Annotated in this window: 19 protein-coding genes and 4 pseudogenes; 9 read left to right on the forward strand and 14 right to left on the reverse strand. The window is 50.7% G+C overall.

What is annotated here, in order from left to right:
• Nucleotides 1-393: 393 nt before the first annotated feature.
• The 3 genes and pseudogenes from NAZ64_RS11140 (at nucleotide 394) to NAZ64_RS11150 (ending at nucleotide 1,786) form a co-directional block, all read left to right on the forward strand.
• Nucleotides 394-1,164, forward strand: coding sequence for a transporter substrate-binding domain-containing protein (locus NAZ64_RS11140; RefSeq protein ID WP_115285943.1), 771 nt, complete (start codon nucleotides 394-396; stop codon nucleotides 1,162-1,164).
• A 16-nt stretch (nucleotides 1,165-1,180) separates the two neighbouring features.
• Nucleotides 1,181-1,357, forward strand: a pseudogene (locus NAZ64_RS11145) (tail fiber assembly protein); the annotation flags it as partial.
• Between the two features lie 243 nt (nucleotides 1,358-1,600).
• A complete protein-coding gene (locus NAZ64_RS11150; RefSeq protein WP_411006459.1) occupies nucleotides 1,601-1,786 on the forward strand; it encodes a PagK family vesicle-borne virulence factor in 186 nt (61 codons plus the stop codon).
• Between the two features lie 90 nt (nucleotides 1,787-1,876).
• Here the strand turns inward: NAZ64_RS11150 and NAZ64_RS11155 are convergent.
• The 4 genes and pseudogenes from NAZ64_RS11155 to NAZ64_RS11170 form a co-directional block, all read right to left on the reverse strand.
• A pseudogene (locus NAZ64_RS11155) lies at nucleotides 1,877-1,986 on the reverse strand (tail fiber assembly protein); the annotation flags it as partial.
• 48 nt (nucleotides 1,987-2,034) lie between these two features.
• Nucleotides 2,035-2,367: a DUF1353 domain-containing protein gene (locus NAZ64_RS11160; protein ID WP_220569834.1), complete on the reverse strand. Its 333-nt coding sequence runs from the start codon at nucleotides 2,365-2,367 to the stop codon at nucleotides 2,035-2,037.
• 10 nt (nucleotides 2,368-2,377) lie between these two features.
• Nucleotides 2,378-3,037: a DUF4376 domain-containing protein gene (locus NAZ64_RS11165; protein WP_253777006.1), complete on the reverse strand. Its 660-nt coding sequence runs from the start codon at nucleotides 3,035-3,037 to the stop codon at nucleotides 2,378-2,380.
• Nucleotides 3,009-3,296: pseudogene (locus NAZ64_RS11170) on the reverse strand (hypothetical protein); the annotation flags it as partial. The gene NAZ64_RS11165 and the pseudogene NAZ64_RS11170, both read right to left, overlap by 29 nt.
• Nucleotide 3,297: 1 nt before the next feature.
• Between NAZ64_RS11170 and NAZ64_RS11175 the strand changes: the two are divergent.
• Nucleotides 3,298-3,927 (forward strand): annotated as a pseudogene (locus NAZ64_RS11175) (tyrosine-type recombinase/integrase); the annotation flags it as partial.
• Nucleotides 3,928-4,309: 382 nt separating this feature from the next.
• Here NAZ64_RS11175 and NAZ64_RS11180 read toward each other — a convergent pair.
• The 3 genes from NAZ64_RS11180 to yobA are packed head-to-tail and all read right to left on the reverse strand — an operon-like array spanning nucleotide 4,310 to nucleotide 5,930.
• Entirely contained in the window at nucleotides 4,310-4,663 is a 354-nt protein-coding gene (locus tag NAZ64_RS11180; RefSeq protein WP_000722368.1) for a YebY family protein, read from the reverse strand.
• Nucleotides 4,664-4,679: 16 nt separating this feature from the next.
• The gene (gene copD, locus NAZ64_RS11185; protein WP_220569833.1) at nucleotides 4,680-5,555 is read right to left on the reverse strand and encodes a copper homeostasis membrane protein CopD; all 876 of its coding nucleotides are present in this window, start codon (nucleotides 5,553-5,555) and stop codon (nucleotides 4,680-4,682) included.
• Nucleotides 5,556-5,930 carry a CopC domain-containing protein YobA gene (gene yobA, locus NAZ64_RS11190; RefSeq protein ID WP_000168393.1) on the reverse strand — a complete coding sequence of 125 codons (375 nt, stop codon included), beginning with the start codon at nucleotides 5,928-5,930 and terminating at the stop codon, nucleotides 5,556-5,558.
• Nucleotides 5,931-6,067: 137 nt separating this feature from the next.
• Between yobA and NAZ64_RS11195 the strand changes: the two genes are divergently transcribed.
• From NAZ64_RS11195 to exoX, 3 genes are all read left to right on the forward strand, one after another.
• Entirely contained in the window at nucleotides 6,068-6,298 is a 231-nt protein-coding gene (locus tag NAZ64_RS11195; protein WP_000856224.1) for a DNA polymerase III subunit theta, read from the forward strand.
• A gap of 107 nt (nucleotides 6,299-6,405) precedes the next feature.
• A complete protein-coding gene (locus NAZ64_RS11200) occupies nucleotides 6,406-7,062 on the forward strand; it encodes a carbon-nitrogen hydrolase family protein (RefSeq protein ID WP_023237226.1) in 657 nt (218 codons plus the stop codon).
• 23 nt (nucleotides 7,063-7,085) lie between these two features.
• The gene (exoX, locus tag NAZ64_RS11205; protein WP_000944278.1) at nucleotides 7,086-7,784 is read left to right on the forward strand and encodes an exodeoxyribonuclease X; all 699 of its coding nucleotides are present in this window, start codon (nucleotides 7,086-7,088) and stop codon (nucleotides 7,782-7,784) included.
• A gap of 34 nt (nucleotides 7,785-7,818) precedes the next feature.
• On the opposite strand, the gene ptrB is transcribed toward exoX, so the two are convergent.
• The 4 genes from ptrB to yebG all read right to left on the reverse strand — a co-directional run bounded on the left by ptrB (nucleotide 7,819) and on the right by yebG (nucleotide 11,547).
• A complete protein-coding gene (ptrB, locus tag NAZ64_RS11210; protein ID WP_000936990.1) occupies nucleotides 7,819-9,870 on the reverse strand; it encodes an oligopeptidase B in 2,052 nt (683 codons plus the stop codon).
• Between the two features lie 212 nt (nucleotides 9,871-10,082).
• Complete coding sequence (locus NAZ64_RS11215; RefSeq protein ID WP_023213135.1) at nucleotides 10,083-10,742, reverse strand: tellurite resistance TerB family protein; 660 nt, start codon at nucleotides 10,740-10,742, stop codon at nucleotides 10,083-10,085.
• Nucleotides 10,743-10,835: 93 nt separating this feature from the next.
• Nucleotides 10,836-11,189: a protein YebF gene (yebF, locus tag NAZ64_RS11220; protein WP_001042123.1), complete on the reverse strand. Its 354-nt coding sequence runs from the start codon at nucleotides 11,187-11,189 to the stop codon at nucleotides 10,836-10,838.
• Between the two features lie 67 nt (nucleotides 11,190-11,256).
• The gene (gene yebG, locus NAZ64_RS11225; protein WP_131046098.1) at nucleotides 11,257-11,547 is read right to left on the reverse strand and encodes a DNA damage-inducible protein YebG; all 291 of its coding nucleotides are present in this window, start codon (nucleotides 11,545-11,547) and stop codon (nucleotides 11,257-11,259) included.
• A 130-nt stretch (nucleotides 11,548-11,677) separates the two neighbouring features.
• On the opposite strand from yebG, the gene purT reads away from it, so the two are divergent.
• Nucleotides 11,678-12,856, forward strand: coding sequence for a formate-dependent phosphoribosylglycinamide formyltransferase (gene purT / locus NAZ64_RS11230; protein WP_220569831.1), 1,179 nt, complete (start codon nucleotides 11,678-11,680; stop codon nucleotides 12,854-12,856).
• A 99-nt stretch (nucleotides 12,857-12,955) separates the two neighbouring features.
• Here purT and kdgA read toward each other — a convergent pair whose 3' ends face one another.
• The 3 genes from kdgA to zwf all read right to left on the reverse strand — a co-directional run bounded on the left by kdgA (nucleotide 12,956) and on the right by zwf (nucleotide 17,156).
• Nucleotides 12,956-13,597 carry a bifunctional 4-hydroxy-2-oxoglutarate aldolase/2-dehydro-3-deoxy-phosphogluconate aldolase gene (gene kdgA / locus NAZ64_RS11235; RefSeq protein ID WP_000800497.1) on the reverse strand — a complete coding sequence of 214 codons (642 nt, stop codon included), beginning with the start codon at nucleotides 13,595-13,597 and terminating at the stop codon, nucleotides 12,956-12,958.
• A 37-nt stretch (nucleotides 13,598-13,634) separates the two neighbouring features.
• On the reverse strand, nucleotides 13,635-15,446 hold the full coding sequence (gene edd / locus NAZ64_RS11240) for a phosphogluconate dehydratase (RefSeq protein ID WP_001069124.1): 1,812 nt from the start codon (nucleotides 15,444-15,446) through the stop codon (nucleotides 13,635-13,637).
• A gap of 234 nt (nucleotides 15,447-15,680) precedes the next feature.
• A complete protein-coding gene (zwf, locus tag NAZ64_RS11245; RefSeq protein ID WP_000301711.1) occupies nucleotides 15,681-17,156 on the reverse strand; it encodes a glucose-6-phosphate dehydrogenase in 1,476 nt (491 codons plus the stop codon).
• A 341-nt stretch (nucleotides 17,157-17,497) separates the two neighbouring features.
• Here zwf and NAZ64_RS11250 point away from each other — a divergent pair, with 341 nt between their 5' ends.
• On the forward strand, nucleotides 17,498-18,367 hold the full coding sequence (locus tag NAZ64_RS11250) for a MurR/RpiR family transcriptional regulator (RefSeq protein WP_001056719.1): 870 nt from the start codon (nucleotides 17,498-17,500) through the stop codon (nucleotides 18,365-18,367).
• Nucleotides 18,368-18,466: the final 99 nt, after the last annotated feature.

Consider the following 18,466-nt stretch of genomic DNA (forward strand, 5'->3'; position numbering starts at 1 on the left):
AAATGTACTTAATTATGTACTTTTGAAATCGTCAGCATACGATCTGCTGATCAACATACGACGTTACATCACAATAGTGAACTGTACGACCTATAAACACGATTACAGTCAGTTCTGACTAAACAGCAGGCAGCCTACCAAGGCACGCTCTTGCAAACAACGTGACTGCGGTAATCCATCACATCAGAAATGTGAAAAATCAGGGTGAAAATTTAATTGAAGCTGTCACTTAACCCGAAGCAGGTCTTCATAGCGGATAGTATATCGTGGCGAGAGGATCTCCCGTTTAATATACCACTATTATTGGATTCCCTGCCCAGTATAGGTTACCGGTGCAATGGAGAGAAGACAATCTCATCTGTAGTCTACTGATCAAACATTAGGGTAAGAGTAATGAAAAAAGTATATTTTATGTTTGTTATCTTGTTGTCACTTTCAGGTATTCATTCCGCGATGGCAAAACCCTGGCAGGAGATTAAAGAAAGCAAAGAGTTACGTGTGGGGGTGCCTGGTGACTATGCTCCCCTCGCATTTCACAACAAACAAAATAAATTAATCGGTTTTGATATTGATATGGCATATTCACTGGGCAAAGCTCTGCACCTGAATATCCTGTTTGTACCTAGCAGTTGGCCTACACTGTCAACTGACCTGGCAGCAGACAAATTTGATATTGCAATGGGAGGGATTACAGAAACTCCCGGCAGAAGAAAACAGTTCGCACTTTCTGCTCCGGTACTTAAAAATGGGAAAATAGCGCTGACGCAATGTAACAGGATTAATGACTTCAAATCTCTTGAAGATATTGACCGTAAGGGCGTGCGGATTGTTGTTAATCCAGGTGGTACAAATCTGGACTATGTTGACAAGCATATCAGGTATGCAGATGTTATTCGCGAAAAAGATAATGATGCCACTCTGCAGAGGATTCGTGAACGCAGCGCTGATGTCATGTTTACCGACTTGCTCGAAGGTACTTATTACCAGAACAAAGAGCCAGGCGTCTTCTGCGTATCAACCAGGAGTATCCTCCCCGACACTGCCGGTAATAAAGTCTATATGATGGCGAAGGATAATCAGTATCTTCTTGATGCTGTAAATAGCTGGTTATCTGATGAAAACAGAATCATACTTGCCAGAAAGTGGCAGATAAATCCAGAGTAGCCGCCACAAAGTTTTGACAAGCACCATTGCCGACTGACGAACAGAACTGGCGCGGGGTGAAAGCAGTGACGACGATAAAGCCAGCCAGGCTAAATGGATGGCTTATATCAGGAAGCTTAAAACGCTGGACTTAACAGGCGTTTCAGATGAGGCCACCTTCACAGCAATCAGATGGTCTGCATTATCACAGTAATACTACTAACTTGCAGTTTTTTAGGCGTTAGTTTGGTTCTGGTATCTACACGAGTTCATTCAGATACAAGTAAATTTTCTGTAGAGAATGAAATTACTACACTTATTATTCCATTTCAAAGTAAATACTTGCTTAACAATCAGTAGACAGACAAGAAAAATTTTCGCCTCTGCTTTATCCTGGTAAAAGGATTGCGGTAAAAGTTAAGAAGGCAGCATAACTCTCAACTATGTGGATAATATTATGAATAAATTTAACAGTGTATTGTTAGCGCTGGTTTTTGCTATATCAGCCATAACATTTTCTTCATCTGCAATGGCCACTGAAAGCGGTAATAAAGGATTCCCGGGCATTTCGTTTCCGTGGTGTAAAATCTGGCCAGCAGGTATATCAATCCCAGCACTACCAGAGGGTAAAATATGCTGGTAAACGAAACAACCTTTTATTAACCGGGGTGATTAATTACCGTGTAAACAAGTAATTTGTGATACATGGATAATTAAAATACCACAGTAACGACTACAGACTGGCTGGTTTATCCGGCCAGGAGAGGCAGATGTATGCACCCTGTTTACCATTACGCTGTAGAGTTCCCATGCTTCCAGCCGTTTAATCTCGTCATCTGTGGCAAATCATTCACAGTATTTACGTTCTTTCCCATACATTCCCCTGCCAAATCACCTGACCGCCAGATACATCTCAATCCGTTTCCACTTCGGCGCGCCAGGCACGGTCATTCCGTCCAGGAATATCAAATTGGCTTCTTTTTTCGTGCGCAGCGCATTGTCGTAAAGGTAGTCGTGGATTATTGCCGCTTTAGCGTATTTGCCGTCTGGCGGCATGACTGACCAGAAGATGCGTGGAACGGTGGCGAGATCAGTTACAAATCCGGCTGGTACGCTGATTACGTCGCTGTTGTCGTCGCTGAGGTAAAATTCAAAAGGTTCATGTACACGCCAAAGGTAGTGGCCAGGCATTTCAAGAATGGCCGGGGTTGTGAAGCAGCTCATAATACATTCCTTAACGGTTTTCCGGCCAGCCAACCACGTAATCCAGTACAGCCTGTGCGTTGGTGAGACTGTTCACTTCGTCCTTCATCTGCCGCTGGCGTTCGTGGATTTTAAAACCCACCAGTACCATGTTTTGTTGCATAGCGGCTTCGAGTTTAATCAGTTCGTCTGCGCTCATTGGCACATCGATGTTATCTGCATCCGTCCAGAAGAATCCTGGCGGTAGCGCTCCCTGTTTTGCCACCGCCGTTACTGGCGACAGTCGGTCCTGCGACGCTTTACCGCAGTCCCAGTGGTGATCATTCAGTGTGAACGGATAGTTACCGTTTTCCTGCGCATTACGCCACGCATTAATCTCAGCGTATTTCTGACCGAGTGCGGTCGCAAGGTCAGCCACCCACTGACCGTTTTCAAATTTATCTATTGGTGATGTGGGGGCCTGTGTGGTGGTGTTCTCCGGTAACGGGCCGGGTTTTGAAATATAAATCGGATTGCCGGTTTGCGTGTCGCACACTGTTTCGCCGCGATGGTCTTCGTTCAGACTCCACGTTTCGGTTTCAGAGTCAAATACAGCAATATGACTGGCTGGAATATCAGGAGGGGCAATATCGGTACAGTTTGACGGTAATCCGGTATGTGGCGCTACCGTCGGCAATATCCTGTCCGGCAGTGCCTGTCACCATTACCGAAACATTACTGCCTTCACCGGCACTCCAGACCTGCGCGACGATACGGTAATGCTCCTGGATATTTTGTGTCTGCGGTCACAGTGAACAGTCCAGATACAACGAACTCAGTTCCGGATCATCCCCGGTACCGGCGATAATCCCTGTGTTCTGGTCGTTAACACTGGCTGTGATGGCCCTCTCCCTGAAATACCGCTCCACAGCATTCAGCAACCCATCCGGTTTACGGTTACCGATGAATGATTTTCGTGAGGCAATTGTGGAAGGAAGAATAACAACGAATCCGGTTGAGCCAACCCGAGCACCTGAAATTAAGGTTGCCAGGGAACGCTTGCAACTGGAAACGTATAACGCCACACGAGCGGCAGCAGAGCATATGCCTGCATGGTTCCCTCTCGCGATGGATTTAGCGCTCGTTACTGGTCAACGTAGGGAGGATATCGTAAATATGAAATTTAGTGATGTTTTTGACAACCGCTTATACGTAACTCAGATTAAAACCGGAATGAAAATAGCCATTCCCCTCTCCCTGACACTTCGGGCGACGGGGTTACGCCTGGGAACGGTAATCGATCGCTGCCGACTGGTAAGCCGCACTGATTTCATGATCAGTGCCGGAATCAGGAAAAATAGCCCAACCGGGAATATTCATCCGGATGGATTGACAAAGACATTTGTAAAAGCAAGAAAAGCCTCCGGTGTTAACTTCAGCAATAATCCACCGACATTTCACGAGATCCGAAGTCTGGCCGGGCGGCTGTACAAAAACGAGCACGGCGAGGTGTTCGCCCAAAAACTCCTGGGCCACACATCAGCGAACACCACGAAACTCTATCTCGATGAGCGTGATGATAAAGCTTATATGATGCTCTAATACTCCAATTTTCGTTGTGAAATAAATGTTAAATTTAATTTGATTGTGATATAACCAAAAAGACCGGAATACAGAAATTCGGAAAAATTTCGGAAAATTTCGGATCATTGATCATAAGTAACTGTTTTATAAGAAAAATAAAAAGAGACCGAATACGATTCCTGTATTCGGTCCAGGGAAATGGCTCTTGGGAGAGAGCCGTGCGCTAAAAGTTGGCATTAATGCAGGCTAAATCGCCTTGCCCTTTAAGAATAGATGACGACGCCAGGTTTTCCAGTTTGTGACGAAGGTGATTGAAAAAACCTGGCGTTTTGTCTGTCATCAGAGATAAAAAAACCGTAAGCCTTTTCGTGAAGGTTTACGGTTTTTTATTAAAAATCAGTCAGCTATTGGATGGATCACAAAGCTTTTGCGCACGTTCGATAAACGGCGCCAGACTCATTTTCTCACCGGGCTTCGCCGGGTTATCGATTTGAATGACGGCAATAGGCTGAGCGCGCGTTTTACCCTCCGCTACTTGCTGTTCGGCAATGGCATTCAAGGGATACTGCACCAGCGTACTGGGGTTGATCACATAGAGCGCCTGGCCAGGCCGACAGGTCAACATGACCTCTTCCCGATTAAACGCCCACTTGTCTTTTCCTACTTCAAAACGACTTACGGTAATCACCTGCGGCGCCGCCAACGCTACGCCCGAAGTGGCCAGCAGAAGCGCCGGAAGAAGTATTTTTTTCATTCGTTATGCCAGTCCATCAGAAAGGTTCGAGGGTTGCAAACAGGCTGACGATCGCCAGAACTATGCCTCCAACTCCCCATTCAATTTGCGTCATCCTGACAAACCATAGGTCAGTCCGGGGATTTTCCTGTCGCATACGTGGTACGAGAACATACCGATTCGTCAGCGCAATTGCTACCATAAGCACCACCAGCGCACATTTTAACAAAAGCAACTGTCCATAGGTGGTCTGCCAGATAGCGGTAAATCCCGTGATAAATAGCGTGTTGCCAATGCCTGTAAGCAATACGCCCGCCACAAAAAAGTGACCATAACGAGAAAAACGCATCATGGCGCTAATGGCATGTTGACGCCAGCGTCCCTGAGCCATGCGCATACAATAAACCACTGGCAACAGCCCGCCAAACCAGGCTGCGGCACAGAGCAAATGCAGAGCATGGTTAATCTGCTGTAATGTTCCCGCTACACCATCGCGCATCGTCGCATGTCCAACGCCTGCCAGCAGGATAAACTGAGCAACGGTTAGAATAAGAAGCCGTCGTTGCATTTTTACCGGCGCAATGACTACCACCGCCAGCGTGACCAGCGCGAGGATAATTTGCCATATCCAGACCGCGCCAAAGCGGGTTTGCAGTACCGCGCCCCACACCGAGACGGAAAAAACATCGGGCCAGCCGCCGCCCATCAGTCCGCCCTGAATCGCCAGCATAAAAGCCGCGCTGATAACGCTCCAGGCGGCGGCATGTCGTTGCAGATGTAAAAATCGACGCGTCATTAAACGACGAATTGATGCGGGTGCCAGCCAGGCGCCGTAAAGCGCGTAGCCGTAGACCAGCATCAAACTAGCAAAATGAATAAATCGGAGAGTTATCCAGACGAATGTCAGCATCATTTATTTCACGCTGAAGGTGTATTTCCCTTTTGTTTTATGTCCATCCACCGACACAACGTGCCAGTCTACCGTGTAAGCGCCAGATTTTAACGGCTGCTCAAGCGGGATAATCAACTGCGTTTTATCCTGTTCATTTCGCTTTGCCGGGCGCGTTTTGATGAGCTCTTGCTGAGGGCCAGTAATGGTTGCGCCGCTGAACCCTGGCTCAATCCCTTCAGAAAAGTTCAGGGTCAGCGCCTGTGGCGAGGCCGTAACGGCAGCATTCGCCGCTGGATACTGATGCGTCAGGTGCGCATGTGCCCAGGCCGCTGGCGTCGCAAATGTCGATGCCAGCAGCAGTAAAGCTAAACGTCGCGATGGTGCAGAAGAAGCCATATTCACTATTCCTTTTTGTTATACCTACGTTACAAAGAATAACCTTCAACAATCAATGAGTCGAGGATCATCATTTCCATCTTGCCATTACCGCGGACTCTTAGTACCTTCTGGCGGCAACAAAAAAGGAGACACGTATGAAAACAAATCTGGCTCAGCTTGAACAAGCGGAAATGGATAAAGTCAATGTGGACCTGGCGGCAGCCGGGGTGGCATTTAAAGAGCGCTACAATATGCCAGTTGTCGCGGAGGCGGTCGAACGTGAGCAGCCAGAGCATCTACGCGCCTGGTTTCGCGAGCGGCTGATTGCCCATCGTCTGGCTTCCGTATCACTATCCCGACTCCCTTACGAACCCAAAGTTAAATAAAAATTATATAACGTTACACTTCCTTACATGCAGACGACTACATTATAAGGCGATTCTTAACCTATGCTTTTTAGAATGGCTGTAGAGACTATGAAAAGGAAGTCATTATGTCCTCCTGGAAAATTGCTGCTGCGCAGTATGCGCCCCTGAACGCCTCGCTGGCGGAGCATGTCGCCCATCATCTGGAATATATTGAGCTTGCGGCTCGTCAACAGTGCGAACTGCTGGTCTTTCCGTCACTGTCGCTATTAGGCTGCGACGAAAGGAATAAATCATTGCCCGCCCCGCCTGACGAGGCGCTTTTACAGCCGCTCACTCATGCGGCCGATACCCACCATATGACTATCATTGTGGGTATGCCTGTTGAGCATAACTGCCGCTTCGTAAAAGGCATCGCTATTTTTGCCCCATGGCTAGCGTCGCCGCTCATGTTTCACAAAAGTCATGGCGCCTGTATTGCCAGGCAGCGAAGCGCTATCAACGTGGTGGATGAGCAGCCAGAAGGTGGTGATATAGATCCCTCATTTACGTTATTCACAACCAGTCAATGTCTTAACGAGCCTGAACTCCATGCCTCTACCTCACGCTTACAACGTTTTTCGCATAAATATGCGCTGGCCGTACTGATGGCCAATGCCTGTGGCAGTAGCGCGCTGTGGGATGAAAGCGGGCAACTTATTGTTCGTGCCGATTGCGGTTCGCTATTACTGACGGGCCTGCGCACAACAGAGGGTTGGCAAGGCGATATCATTCCATTACGCTAAGGTCTTTCGGTGAGGAATGAATCATGTTGCGGATTATAGACACGGAAACCTGCGGGCTGCAGGGTGGGATCGTAGAGATAGCCTCTGTTGATGTCATTGATGGCAACATTGTCAATCCCATGAGTCACCTGATACGCCCCGATCGCCCTATTACGCCGCAGGCGATGGCGATACACCGTATTACCGAAGCCATGGTCGCCGATAAGCCGTGGATTGAAGATGTCATACCGCTTTATTACGGTAGTGAATGGTATGTCGCTCACAATGCCAGTTTCGACAGACGCGTATTACCTGAATTGCCGGGTGAGTGGATCTGTACCATGAAGTTGTCGCGACGCCTGTGGCCGGGAATAAAATACAGCAATATGGCGCTCTATAAATCGCGCAAACTAAGCGTACAAACGCCGCCGGGGCTGCACCATCACCGGGCGCTTTATGATTGCTATATCACCGCCGCCTTGCTTATTGATATTATGCAAACCACCGGCTGGACCGCGGAAGAAATGGTCAATATCACGGGCCGTCCTGCGCTGTTAACCACTTTCCCGTTCGGTAAATACCGCGGTAAGGCGGTATCTGAAGTCGCAAAACGCGATCCGGGCTATTTACGCTGGCTTTTTAATAACCTTGATAATATGAGCCCGGAACTTCGCCTGACGCTTAAACACTACCTGGAAGATGTTCAGGCTGGCGAGCAACGCAGCAATGGAACACCACAATAACCCGCAACGCTGACAAGCCATTGCGGGCGCGCGTCTATGCGCTATGTAAGGTTCCCTGCGCCAGGCCAATTAAAAAGGCGAACTCCAGCGCGACGCCTTCGTAGGATTTAAACCGCCCCGACTTACCACCGTGCCCGGAGTCCATATCCGTACATAACAGCAGCAGACGTTGGTCCGTTTTTAGCTCGCGTAATTTTGCCACCCACTTCGCCGGTTCCCAGTATTGCACCTGGGAATCGTGCAATCCTGTCGTCACCAGCAGGTGCGGATAGTCCTGCGCTTTGACATTGTCATAAGGACTATAGCTTTTCATATAGTCATAATACTCAATATCCTGCGGGTTCCCCCACTCTTCAAACTCTCCTGTCGTTAGTGGGATCGACTCATCCAGCATCGTGGTTAATACATCAACAAAGGGTACCTGGGCAATAACGCCGTGGAAAAGCTCGGGGCGTTCGTTGATAGCGACGCCCATTAGCATTCCGCCCGCGCTCCCGCCCATCCCATAACACAGCGACGGCGAACCGTAACCCAGTTTTAATAAGGCATCGCAGGCATCAAGATAATCATTAAAAGTATTCCGCTTTTTGAGGAATTTGCCATCTTCATACCACTGCTGCCCCAGCTCACCGCCGCCGCGAACGTGTACGATTGCGTAAACAAAGCCACGATCCAGCAAGCTCAGTCGGCTGCTGCTGAAGTCGGCGTCAATACTGGAACCGTAAGATCCGTAGCCGTAAACCAGAAGCGGATTTTGCCCTTTACGAAAATACTTCTGATGATAAACCAGCGATACCGGCACTTCGACGCCGTCGCGTGCGGTGATCCACAGGTGTTCGCTCTGATAACAGCCAGAATCAAACCCAGGCACTTCCGTCTGTTTAAGTACCCGTCGTTCTCCGGTATCCATATCCAGTTCAAACAAGGTATCTGGCGTCGTCATTGAAGAATAGCCGTAACGCAGCCGGGAGGTCTCAGGTTCGGGATTATAGGCAAGCCACGTCACGTAAGCCGGATCGTCAAAGGCAATGCCTATCACTTCACGGGTTTTACGGTTAATTTGCCGCAGGCTGGTAAGCCCCCGTTGACGCTCTTCGACCACTAACCAGTCGGTAAACAGGGTAAACCCTTCCAGCATAATATGCTCGCGCGGAGGGATCAGCTCTTCCCAGGCGTTTTCATTGCGCACGCGGGTACGGTACAACCCAAAGTTTTTACCGTTCCGGTTAGAACGCAGGTAAAACTTATGTTGATAGTGATCGAGACTATATTCGTGGTCTTTGCGGCGCGGTAAGAATGAAAACGGCTCGGCATCGGCCAGTTCCGCGTCAAGTAACAGCACTTCGCTAGTGGTGGCGCTGGCAAGATGAATTACCACATAATGCTGCGAAGTGGTTTTATGCAGGCTGACATAAAAGGTATCGTCTTTCTCTTCATATACCAGTTCATCTTGCGATGACGGAGTGCCAATCGTGTGCCGCCAAACCTGATAGGGCAGCAGCGTCTTCTTATGCTTACGTACATAGTAAAGGGTCAGGGAATCATTGGCCCAGACAAATTCAGGCGCAACGTTATCCAGCAGTTCCGGATACCAGTTACCGCTTTCGAGGTTACGAAAACGCAACCCATACTGACGACGGGATAAATAATCTTCTGCCAGCGCCATGATGGTATTATCCGGCGTAATGGCAAGTCCGCCGAGCGTATAAAATTCGCTGTGCGCGGCCCGCTGGTTCGCATCGAGCAAGGTTTCCCACACATCCCACTCTTCGCTTAACGCCGATTGTCGTTGATAGATGGCATATTCGCAGCCGGGTTCATAGATATAACGGTAGCGATAGCCGTTTTTCACATACGGAGCGGAAACTTCTCTGGGCGGGATACGATCGATAATTTCTTTTAGAATGCGGTCCTGTAACGCCTGCTGAGAGGACATGACCTTCCGGCCATACTCATTTTCCTGATGCAGGTAATCAAGGACTTCCGGCTGCGAGCGAGTGTCATCTCGCAGCCAGTAATAATTATCAATGCGCGTATCGCCATGTACGGTCATGGCATAGGGAATTCGATTGGCTTTTGGCAACATGTCGTTTTTTCTTTTGCGTTAATATTTGTTATATATCACGCGGCAAACACAGCGGTGTAGCATGGTAGTCCCGGTCGCTCACCTCGGTAAGCGCCTGAGATGTCACTGCTTCGCCGCTATCCTGCAACATGAATGACGTAAACTATCCATCCTATAAGGGTGGCAAAAGACACGCATGATGCAAGCGAAACATGTTACTTAATGGCAGGTTATCAGCCTGGTAGCGCCTGTTTTTGCTGCTGCAAGTCCTGCTCGATACCGTCCCGAACCTCCTGAGGAATTTTTAGTGCGTCTCCTAACGCATTCAGGTAGCTACGTTCCATAAAGTGGTCAATATCAATGGCGGCGCAGCTCAGGAAGTAGATTTCCAGGGCTTCTTCTTCATTGCGAATGCCCTGTGCCAGACGTTGTGGATCAAGCGGCTGCTCAATAGCTTTCTCGATAAACACACGCCCTTGCTCTTCTACACCTGATTCTCGCAGTTGGTGCTCAATCGCCGCGCGTTCTTTGGCATCAATATGCCCATCGCTTTTTGCAGCAAAAACCAGCGCCAGGATCAGTCGCTCAGTGCGAACATCCAGCGGCGTACTTTGGCTGCCGAATTGCGGCTCCCCCTGATGCGCAGCGCGTACTTTATCTTTGTACTTATTCCACAATACGGAACCCGCCACCGCGCCGCCGCCCACCAGCAAAGCGCCAGTACCGTATTTGGTTAATAATTTGCGCGAAGACTTATTGGCGACCAACAGTCCAGCCAGACCGCCCAGCGCGCCGGGAACCAGCAGTTTATTTAACCCATGTTCACCGGAAGGCGATGCGGAAGCGCCTTTTTGCCCAAGAAGTGATTGTAATTGGTTCAACCAGTTAGCCATAGTACCCCTCAAATACAGACCAATAATGGTCAAGCGTACCTGAGGGGATGTCAGGAATTGTCTGTTCCGGCAAAAGAAGCGCAAATTACGCTGCTAGCGGGGCTTATATTCCGCCTTGCCGGCTTTGCAATCAACGATGACCTGATAATGAATATCGGCGCTTTTACCGCGAACAGTTAGCGGAACTGTCCATTTATCATTTTGACCTACAACGTCCTGCACATTAACCCACGCGACCGGGTCAGCCTGCCCGACCTTTTTTTGGTCGTCTGCCCACCGCACGATACGATTTTGCTGGTAGTCGCGCTTCACGCTTGCCGCAATCCCGGCGGCATCCAGCCCTTCGCACTGCGGAAACTTAACCGATTTACTCTCGGTGGATGCCGCAAATGCCGATACGCTGGCGGATAACAACAGCAGGCTCAACAACGCTCCTCTTTTATTCATACTTTTCTCCTTAGCACAATGATTCAGGAAAAGCATGGTACAAAACGCCGGGAGCGCAAGTGTGGGTTCAGGCGGCTTGCTTTTTCGTTTTACTCACGGCGTCCTTTTCAACCGCCTGCGGAGAAGGCAACTTACCGGTTTTGAGGATAGTGCTTAACACCTCTTTATGTTCCGCCAGCCACAGCGACAACGCTTCGCGCTGCCCATCTTCCAGCACGACTGGCGACTGCCCAAGCCAGGTATCAAGAAGATCGGCAGTATCGAGCATTTTATCCCAGGCGTCGGCTTCCTTTTTACTGGTAAATGACATCTTCTCCTCACCCTCGCGAATGACTACGTATTTAACTTCAACCGCCATTTTGCAGCCCCTTATTTACCTGTGTTTATATACAGTATATTACAAGGCAGCAAGAAAAGCAATCTATTCGAAAAGACATACGCAAACGTTTTCGTATATACTGCGCGCAGGTAAATAAGGGGACAGAAATATGACGCTATTAGGCACTGCGCTGCGTCCGGCAGCAACGCGGGTGATGTTATTAGGGGCAGGAGAATTGGGAAAAGAGGTGGCGATTGAATGCCAACGCCTGGGGATCGAGGTTATCGCCGTCGATCGCTATCCTGATGCTCCCGCCATGCATGTGGCTCACCGTTCACACGTCATTAATATGCTGGACGGCGAGGCGCTACGTCATGTGATTACAGTGGAAAAACCGCATTATATCGTGCCGGAAATAGAAGCGATCGCCACCGATATGCTGCGTGAACTGGAGGGCGAAGGACTGAATGTCGTGCCTTGCGCTCGTGCAACGCAGCTCACGATGAACCGCGAAGGGATCCGTCGCCTGGCCGCAGAAGAATTAGGTCTGCCGACATCGACGTATCGCTTTGCCGACAGTGAGGCCAGTTTTCATGATGCGGTAGCCGCAGTGGGTTTTCCTTGCATCGTCAAACCGGTCATGAGCTCTTCCGGCAAAGGCCAGAGCTTTATCCGCTCGGCCGAACAGCTCGCGCAGGCATGGGAGTATGCTCAACAGGGCGGACGCGCTGGCGCGGGTCGCGTGATTGTGGAAGGCGTGGTTAAATTTGATTTTGAAATTACGCTGCTCACCGTTAGCGCCGTCGATGGCGTGCATTTCTGCGCGCCGGTCGGTCATCGTCAGCAAGATGGCGACTATCGCGAATCCTGGCAGCCACAGCAGATGAGCGAACTGGCGCTGAAGCGGGCACAAGAGATTGCCTGTCATGTGGTACTGGCGTTAGGCGGTCATGGCCTGTTCGGCGTTGAACTCTTCGTCTGTGGCGATGAAGTCATTTTCAGCGAAGTCTCCCCTCGCCCGCACGATACCGGAATGGTCACGTTGATTTCTCAGGATCTCTCTGAGTTTGCGCTGCATGTGCGCGCCTTTCTGGGAATGCCCGTAGGCGCTATTCGCCAGTATGGTCCTGCTGCCTCGGCCGTGATTCTGCCGCAGCTTACCAGTCAAAATGTGACGTTTGATAATGTTCACGCGGCGGTAGGGGCCGGAGTGCAGGTACGGCTGTTTGGTAAGCCTGAGATCGACGGCACCCGTCGTCTTGGTGTAGCGTTAGCGACAGGTGAAAACGTTGAAGAAGCGGTGATAAGAGCGAAAAAGGCCGCCAGTCGCGTGACGGTAAAAGGCTAATGCGCCATCGCCTGATGGCGACGTTAGCGCATTTTTATCAGACCTGCCTGATCGCCACTCGTAAGCCCGATAAGCAAGCGCCATCGGGCATTTAACGGCTTACTGCTTCGCGCCTTCTACCGCTTCGCGCGCCAGTTTGGTGATGCGATCGTAATCACCCGCTTCCAGCGCGTCGGCCGGCACCAGCCAGGAACCGCCGATGCACAACACGCTTTTCAGCGCCAGATAGTCACGATAGTTTGCCGGAGAGATGCCGCCAGTTGGGCAGAAACGTACCTGAGAGAACGGACCGGCAATCGCCTGCAACGCTTTAGTGCCGCCATTCGCTTCCGCCGGGAAGAATTTGAACTCTTTCAGACCATAGTCCATGCCCAACATCAGTTCAGAAACGGTGCTAATACCGGGAATCAATGGGATAGTGCCTGCCGTCGCGGCTTTCAGCAGTGGCTCAGTCAGTCCCGGGCTAATCGCAAACTGCGCGCCCGCTTCCGTCACCTCCGCCAACTGCTGCGGATTGAGAACGGTTCCGGCGCCGACAATCGCTTCCGGTACTTCTTTAGCGATAGCGCGAATAGCATCCATCGCGCAGGCCGTACGTAAAGTCACTTCCAGAACGCGAACGCCCCCGGCCACCAGCGCTTTAGCCATCGGCACCGCGTGCTCCAGTTTATTGACTACAATGACCGGGACAACCGGGCCGGTGGTCAGGATTGCTTCTGCACTTGTTTTCCAGTTTTTCATCGGAATTCTTCTCTCGCCTGATTACTAGTGTGTCATCTTAAAAAGTGATACAGGTTGCGCCCTGCTCCGCACCCGACAGCTTTTCGCGCAGCGCGCCAAACAACTCACGCCCCGTTCCGACGCGCGACGCGCTCAGGTCCGGAATATGAGGCTGACGAGCGGCAAGTTCCGCCTCGTCGACCAGCAGAGTTAACTCACCTGTCTGCCCATTCACGCGAATGATGTCGCCATCGCGCACTTTTGCCAGTAAGCCGCCATCGTAGGCTTCCGGCGTTACGTGGATAGCTGAAGGCACTTTACCCGAAGCGCCTGAAAGTCGTCCATCAGTAACTAACGCGATTTTGAAACGGCGGTCCAATAATACACCAAGTGGCGGCATGAGTTTATGTAATTCTGGCATTCCATTCGCTTTTGGTCCCTGATGACGCACGACAACGACACAATCCCGATCAAGCAGACCCGCGTCAAACGCAGGCAGCACATCATGCTGACTTTCAAATACCATGGCAGGCGCTTCAATGATCTGGTTTTCAACCGGTACCGCAGACGTCTTCATTACTGCGCGTCCCAGATTACCGCTTAGCACCTTAGTACCGCCGTGAGGAGAGAACGGCTTATCAAAAGAGGCAATGACATCGTTATCCAGTGACCTTTCCGCGCCTTCACGCCAGTCAAGCTCGCCGTTGTTGAGCCAGGGCTCCAGCGTATAGCGTTTCAGGCCGAAGCCTGCGACAGTATTAACGTCTTCGTGCAGCAATCCGGCATTGAGCAGCTCACGCATCAATACCGGTACGCCGCCCGCCGCCTGGAAGTGGTTAATGTCCGCCGGACCGTTCGGGTACAGACGCGCCATCAACGGAACCACTTCCGACAAATCCGAGAAGTCATCCCAGTTGATCAGAATTCCCGCCGCGCGCGCCATTGCAACCAGATGCATGGTGTGGTTGGTGGAGCCGCCGGTAGCCAGCAGCGCGACAATGCCGTTCACCACAACTTTTTCGTCGATCATTTTACCGAGCGGCATCCACGTATTGCCGTTGCCGGTAAGACGGGTTACCTGACGTGCGGCAGCGGCAGTCAATGCCTCGCGCAGCGGCGCATCCGGATGCACAAACGAAGAACCCGGCAACTGCATTCCCATAAACTCCACCACCATCTGGTTGGTGTTGGCGGTGCCGTAAAATGTACAGGTGCCCGGCGCATGGTAAGAGGCGGCTTCCGACTCCAGCAGCGCCATTCTGTCTACTTTTCCTTCCGCATATAGCTGACGAATACGGACTTTTTCTTTATTCGGCAGGCCGCTCGCCATCGGGCCTGACGGAACAAAAATCGCGGGTAAATGGCCAAAAGAGAGCGCGGCCATCGCCAGCCCCGGAACGATTTTGTCGCATACGCCGAGGAATAACGCGCCGTCAAACATATTGTGAGAAAGGCCTACTGCTGCCGACATCGCTATCACTTCGCGGCTGAGTAATGACAACTCCATGCCATCCTGCCCTTGCGTAACGCCATCGCACATTGCCGGTACGCCGCCTGCGACCTGACCTACCGCATTCACGGAATGCAGGGCCTGACGAATAATCTGCGGATAATGTTCATACGGTTGATGCGCAGAGAGCATGTCATTGTAGGAGGTGATGATGGCGATATTATTGCGCAACATACTTTTCAGCGAGGCTTTGTCCTCTGGCTGACAGGCGGCGAAGCCATGCGCCAGGTTGCCGCAGGCCAGTTGAGATCGGTGGACCGTGGCGGTTTTCGCCTGCTCAATGCGGGCAAGATAGGCTTTTCGGGTCTGCTGCGAGCGTTCGACAATGCGCTGTGTTACGCGTAACAAATTAGGATTCATAGAGGCTCCTGAAATTTATCTGTCCGGCTACCGGGTTTACCATGCGTTTCATCAATGTGGAAAGACAGTGAAATACATGATGTCCGGGGATAATGGGGCAAAATCGTTTCAGGCAGTGTAATAAAAAAAGCCTCGCAGGTGAATCCACACGAGGCTTAAAAGTGCAAAAATGATTCTACAATCTGTGTTAGATCATGTTACCGGTAAAATACCACCTAAGAGTGAGTGGTAAATTTACTCAAACTCATTCCACGAACGACCGTCACGGGTAATCATCGCCACGGACGCTACCGGTCCCCAGGTGCCCGCCTGATACGGCTTCGGCGCGTCGTTGTCCATCGCCCATGCTTCGGTAATGGAGTCCACCCACTTCCAGGCTTCTTCCACTTCGTCACGGCGGACAAACAGCGCCTGAATGCCACGCATCGTTTCCAGCAGCAGGCGCTCATATGCATCCGCCAGGTGCGTCTGATTAAAGGTCTCGGAGTAGCTCAGATCAAGCTTCGTGATCTGCAGATTATGCTTATGATCCAGCCCCGGTACTTTGTTAAGCACCTGAATATCCACGCCTTCATCCGGCTGCAGGCGAATCGTCAATTTGTTCTGCGGCAGGTCTTGCCAGGACTCTTTAAAGAGGTTCAGTTCAGGCGTCTTGAAATAAACCACGACTTCAGAGCACTTGGTTGGCAGACGCTTGCCGGTGCGCAGATAGAATGGCACGCCCGCCCAACGCCAGTTATCGATGTCGACGCGGATCGCGACGAAAGTTTCGGTGTTGCTGCTTTTATTCGCGCCCTCTTCTTCCAGATAGCCCGGCACCTTTTGACCCTGCGCAAAGCCCGCGGTGTATTGACCACGAACCGTTTTTTCACGCACGTTGGAGCGATCAATACGGCGCAGCGATTTCAACACTTTTACTTTTTCATCGCGAATACTGTCGGCGCTCAGGTCAGACGGCGGTGACATGGCAATCATGCAGAGAATTTGCAGCAAGTGGTTCTGGATCATATCGCGCATCTGACCGGCCTGGTCAAAATATCCCCAGCGCCCTTCAATCCCCACCTCTTCCGCTACGGTAATCTCAACGTGATCGATAGTGCGGTTATCCCAGTTATTAACGAATAACGAGTTGGCAAAACGCAGCGCCAGCAGGTTGAGAACCGTTTCTTTGCCCAGATAGTGGTCGATACGATATACCTGGCACTCTTCAAAGTATTCGCCGACCCGATCGTTAATCTCACGCGAGGTCGCCAGCGAAGTACCCAACGGTTTCTCCATCACGACACGCGCCGGTTTGGCGTTGAGTTTAGCCTCCCCTAACCCTTTGCAAATAGCGCCAAACGTGCTGGGCGGCATCGCAAAATAGTTAATGGTGGTACGGTTTTTTTGATCCAGCATATCGCCCAGGCGACTAAACGCAGGCGTATCGTTCACGTCAAGATTACAAAAATCCAGACGGCCGCTCAGCGTATCCCACAAGCCTTCATCAATTTTTTCCTTCATGAAGGTTTCCAGCGCCTCACGCACGACGTGGGTATAAGCTTCTTTATCCCAGTCCGCGCGCCCCACCCCAATGATCCGGGTATCCGGATGGATCTGGCCGGCTTTCTCAAGCTGATACAGGGAAGGCAGCAGTTTCCGGCGCGCCAGGTCGCCTTTCGCGCCGAAAATGACCAGGTCACATGCCTGGGCTGTTTGCGTTACCGCCATGTCATTCTCCTCAGTTAATCTCCTGGTACTTTAGCCAGGATATCGTTGTAATTTTATTACACAGCACTGTACTGCTTTTACGAGATTACGGAAACCGTAAACGCCTTTTCATAGGTGAACCGGCGTTTGATTGGCAATATAATCGGCAAAACGCCTAATAAAATTGTCGCTTTTCCACACAAGCTGGAACTTAAAATCCGACGTCGGTCATGTAATGAAAAAAAACGACACCTTTTTTAGCCATTTTGCCCCCTTTGACAGCCGCCAGGAGTAATATCTAACAAAACGCGCTCGGTTTCGCGCATCATTGAAATCGCTAATACCCATGAGCCTTGCTAATCATGAATATGCTGGAAAAAGTCCAGTCTCAACTGGAACATTTAAGCAAATCTGAACGAAAAGTCGCCGATGTTATTCTGGCCGCCCCAGGCAGATCGATTCACTTAAGCATTGCCATGCTGGCCCAGGAAGCTAACGTTAGCGAGCCAACGGTGAACCGTTTCTGTCGCAGCATGAATACCCGCGGCTTTCCTGATTTTAAACTGCATCTGGCGCAAAGTCTGGCAAATGGCACCCCCTATGTTAATCGCAATGTGGATGAAGATGACAGCGTTGAGGCCTATACAGGAAAAATCTTCGAGTCCGCCATGGCCAGTCTCGACCATGTTCGCCAGTCGCTGGATAAATCGGCCGTCAACCGCGCGGTCGATTTACTGACCCAGGCAAAAAAAATCGCCTTTTTTGGTCTTGGTTCCTCCGCCGCGGTCGCGCATGACGCCATGAATAAGTTTTTTCGCTTCAATGTACCGGTGATTTACTCCGACGATATCGTGCTGCAACGGATGAGCTGTATGAATTGTAACGATGATGACGTCGTCGTGCTCATTTCGCATACTGGCAGAACCAAAAGCCTGGTGGAACTGGCGCAGTTGGCGCGGGAAAACGATGCGATGGTGATCGCCCTGACCTCCGCTGGAACGCCGCTGGCACGCGAAGCCACGCTGGCCATTACCCTCGACGTACCGGAAGATACAGACATTTATATGCCCATGGTCTCTCGACTTGCTCAACTGACCGTGATAGATGTGCTGGCAACGGGATTTACTTTGCGTCGCGGGGCAAAATTCAGAGATAACTTGAAGCGTGTCAAGGAAGCGCTCAAGGAATCGCGTTTTGATAAAGAATTACTCATCAGGAGTGATGACCGCTAAAAGCAATAACAATGTTCTACCCTTTTCGTCATCCGGGGACGTTCATTTTATACCGTTAAGGTTTCAGAACGACCGGATCAATGTTCACGCAACACCAAG

It is taken from the genome of Salmonella sp. A1325 (assembly GCF_056991255.1).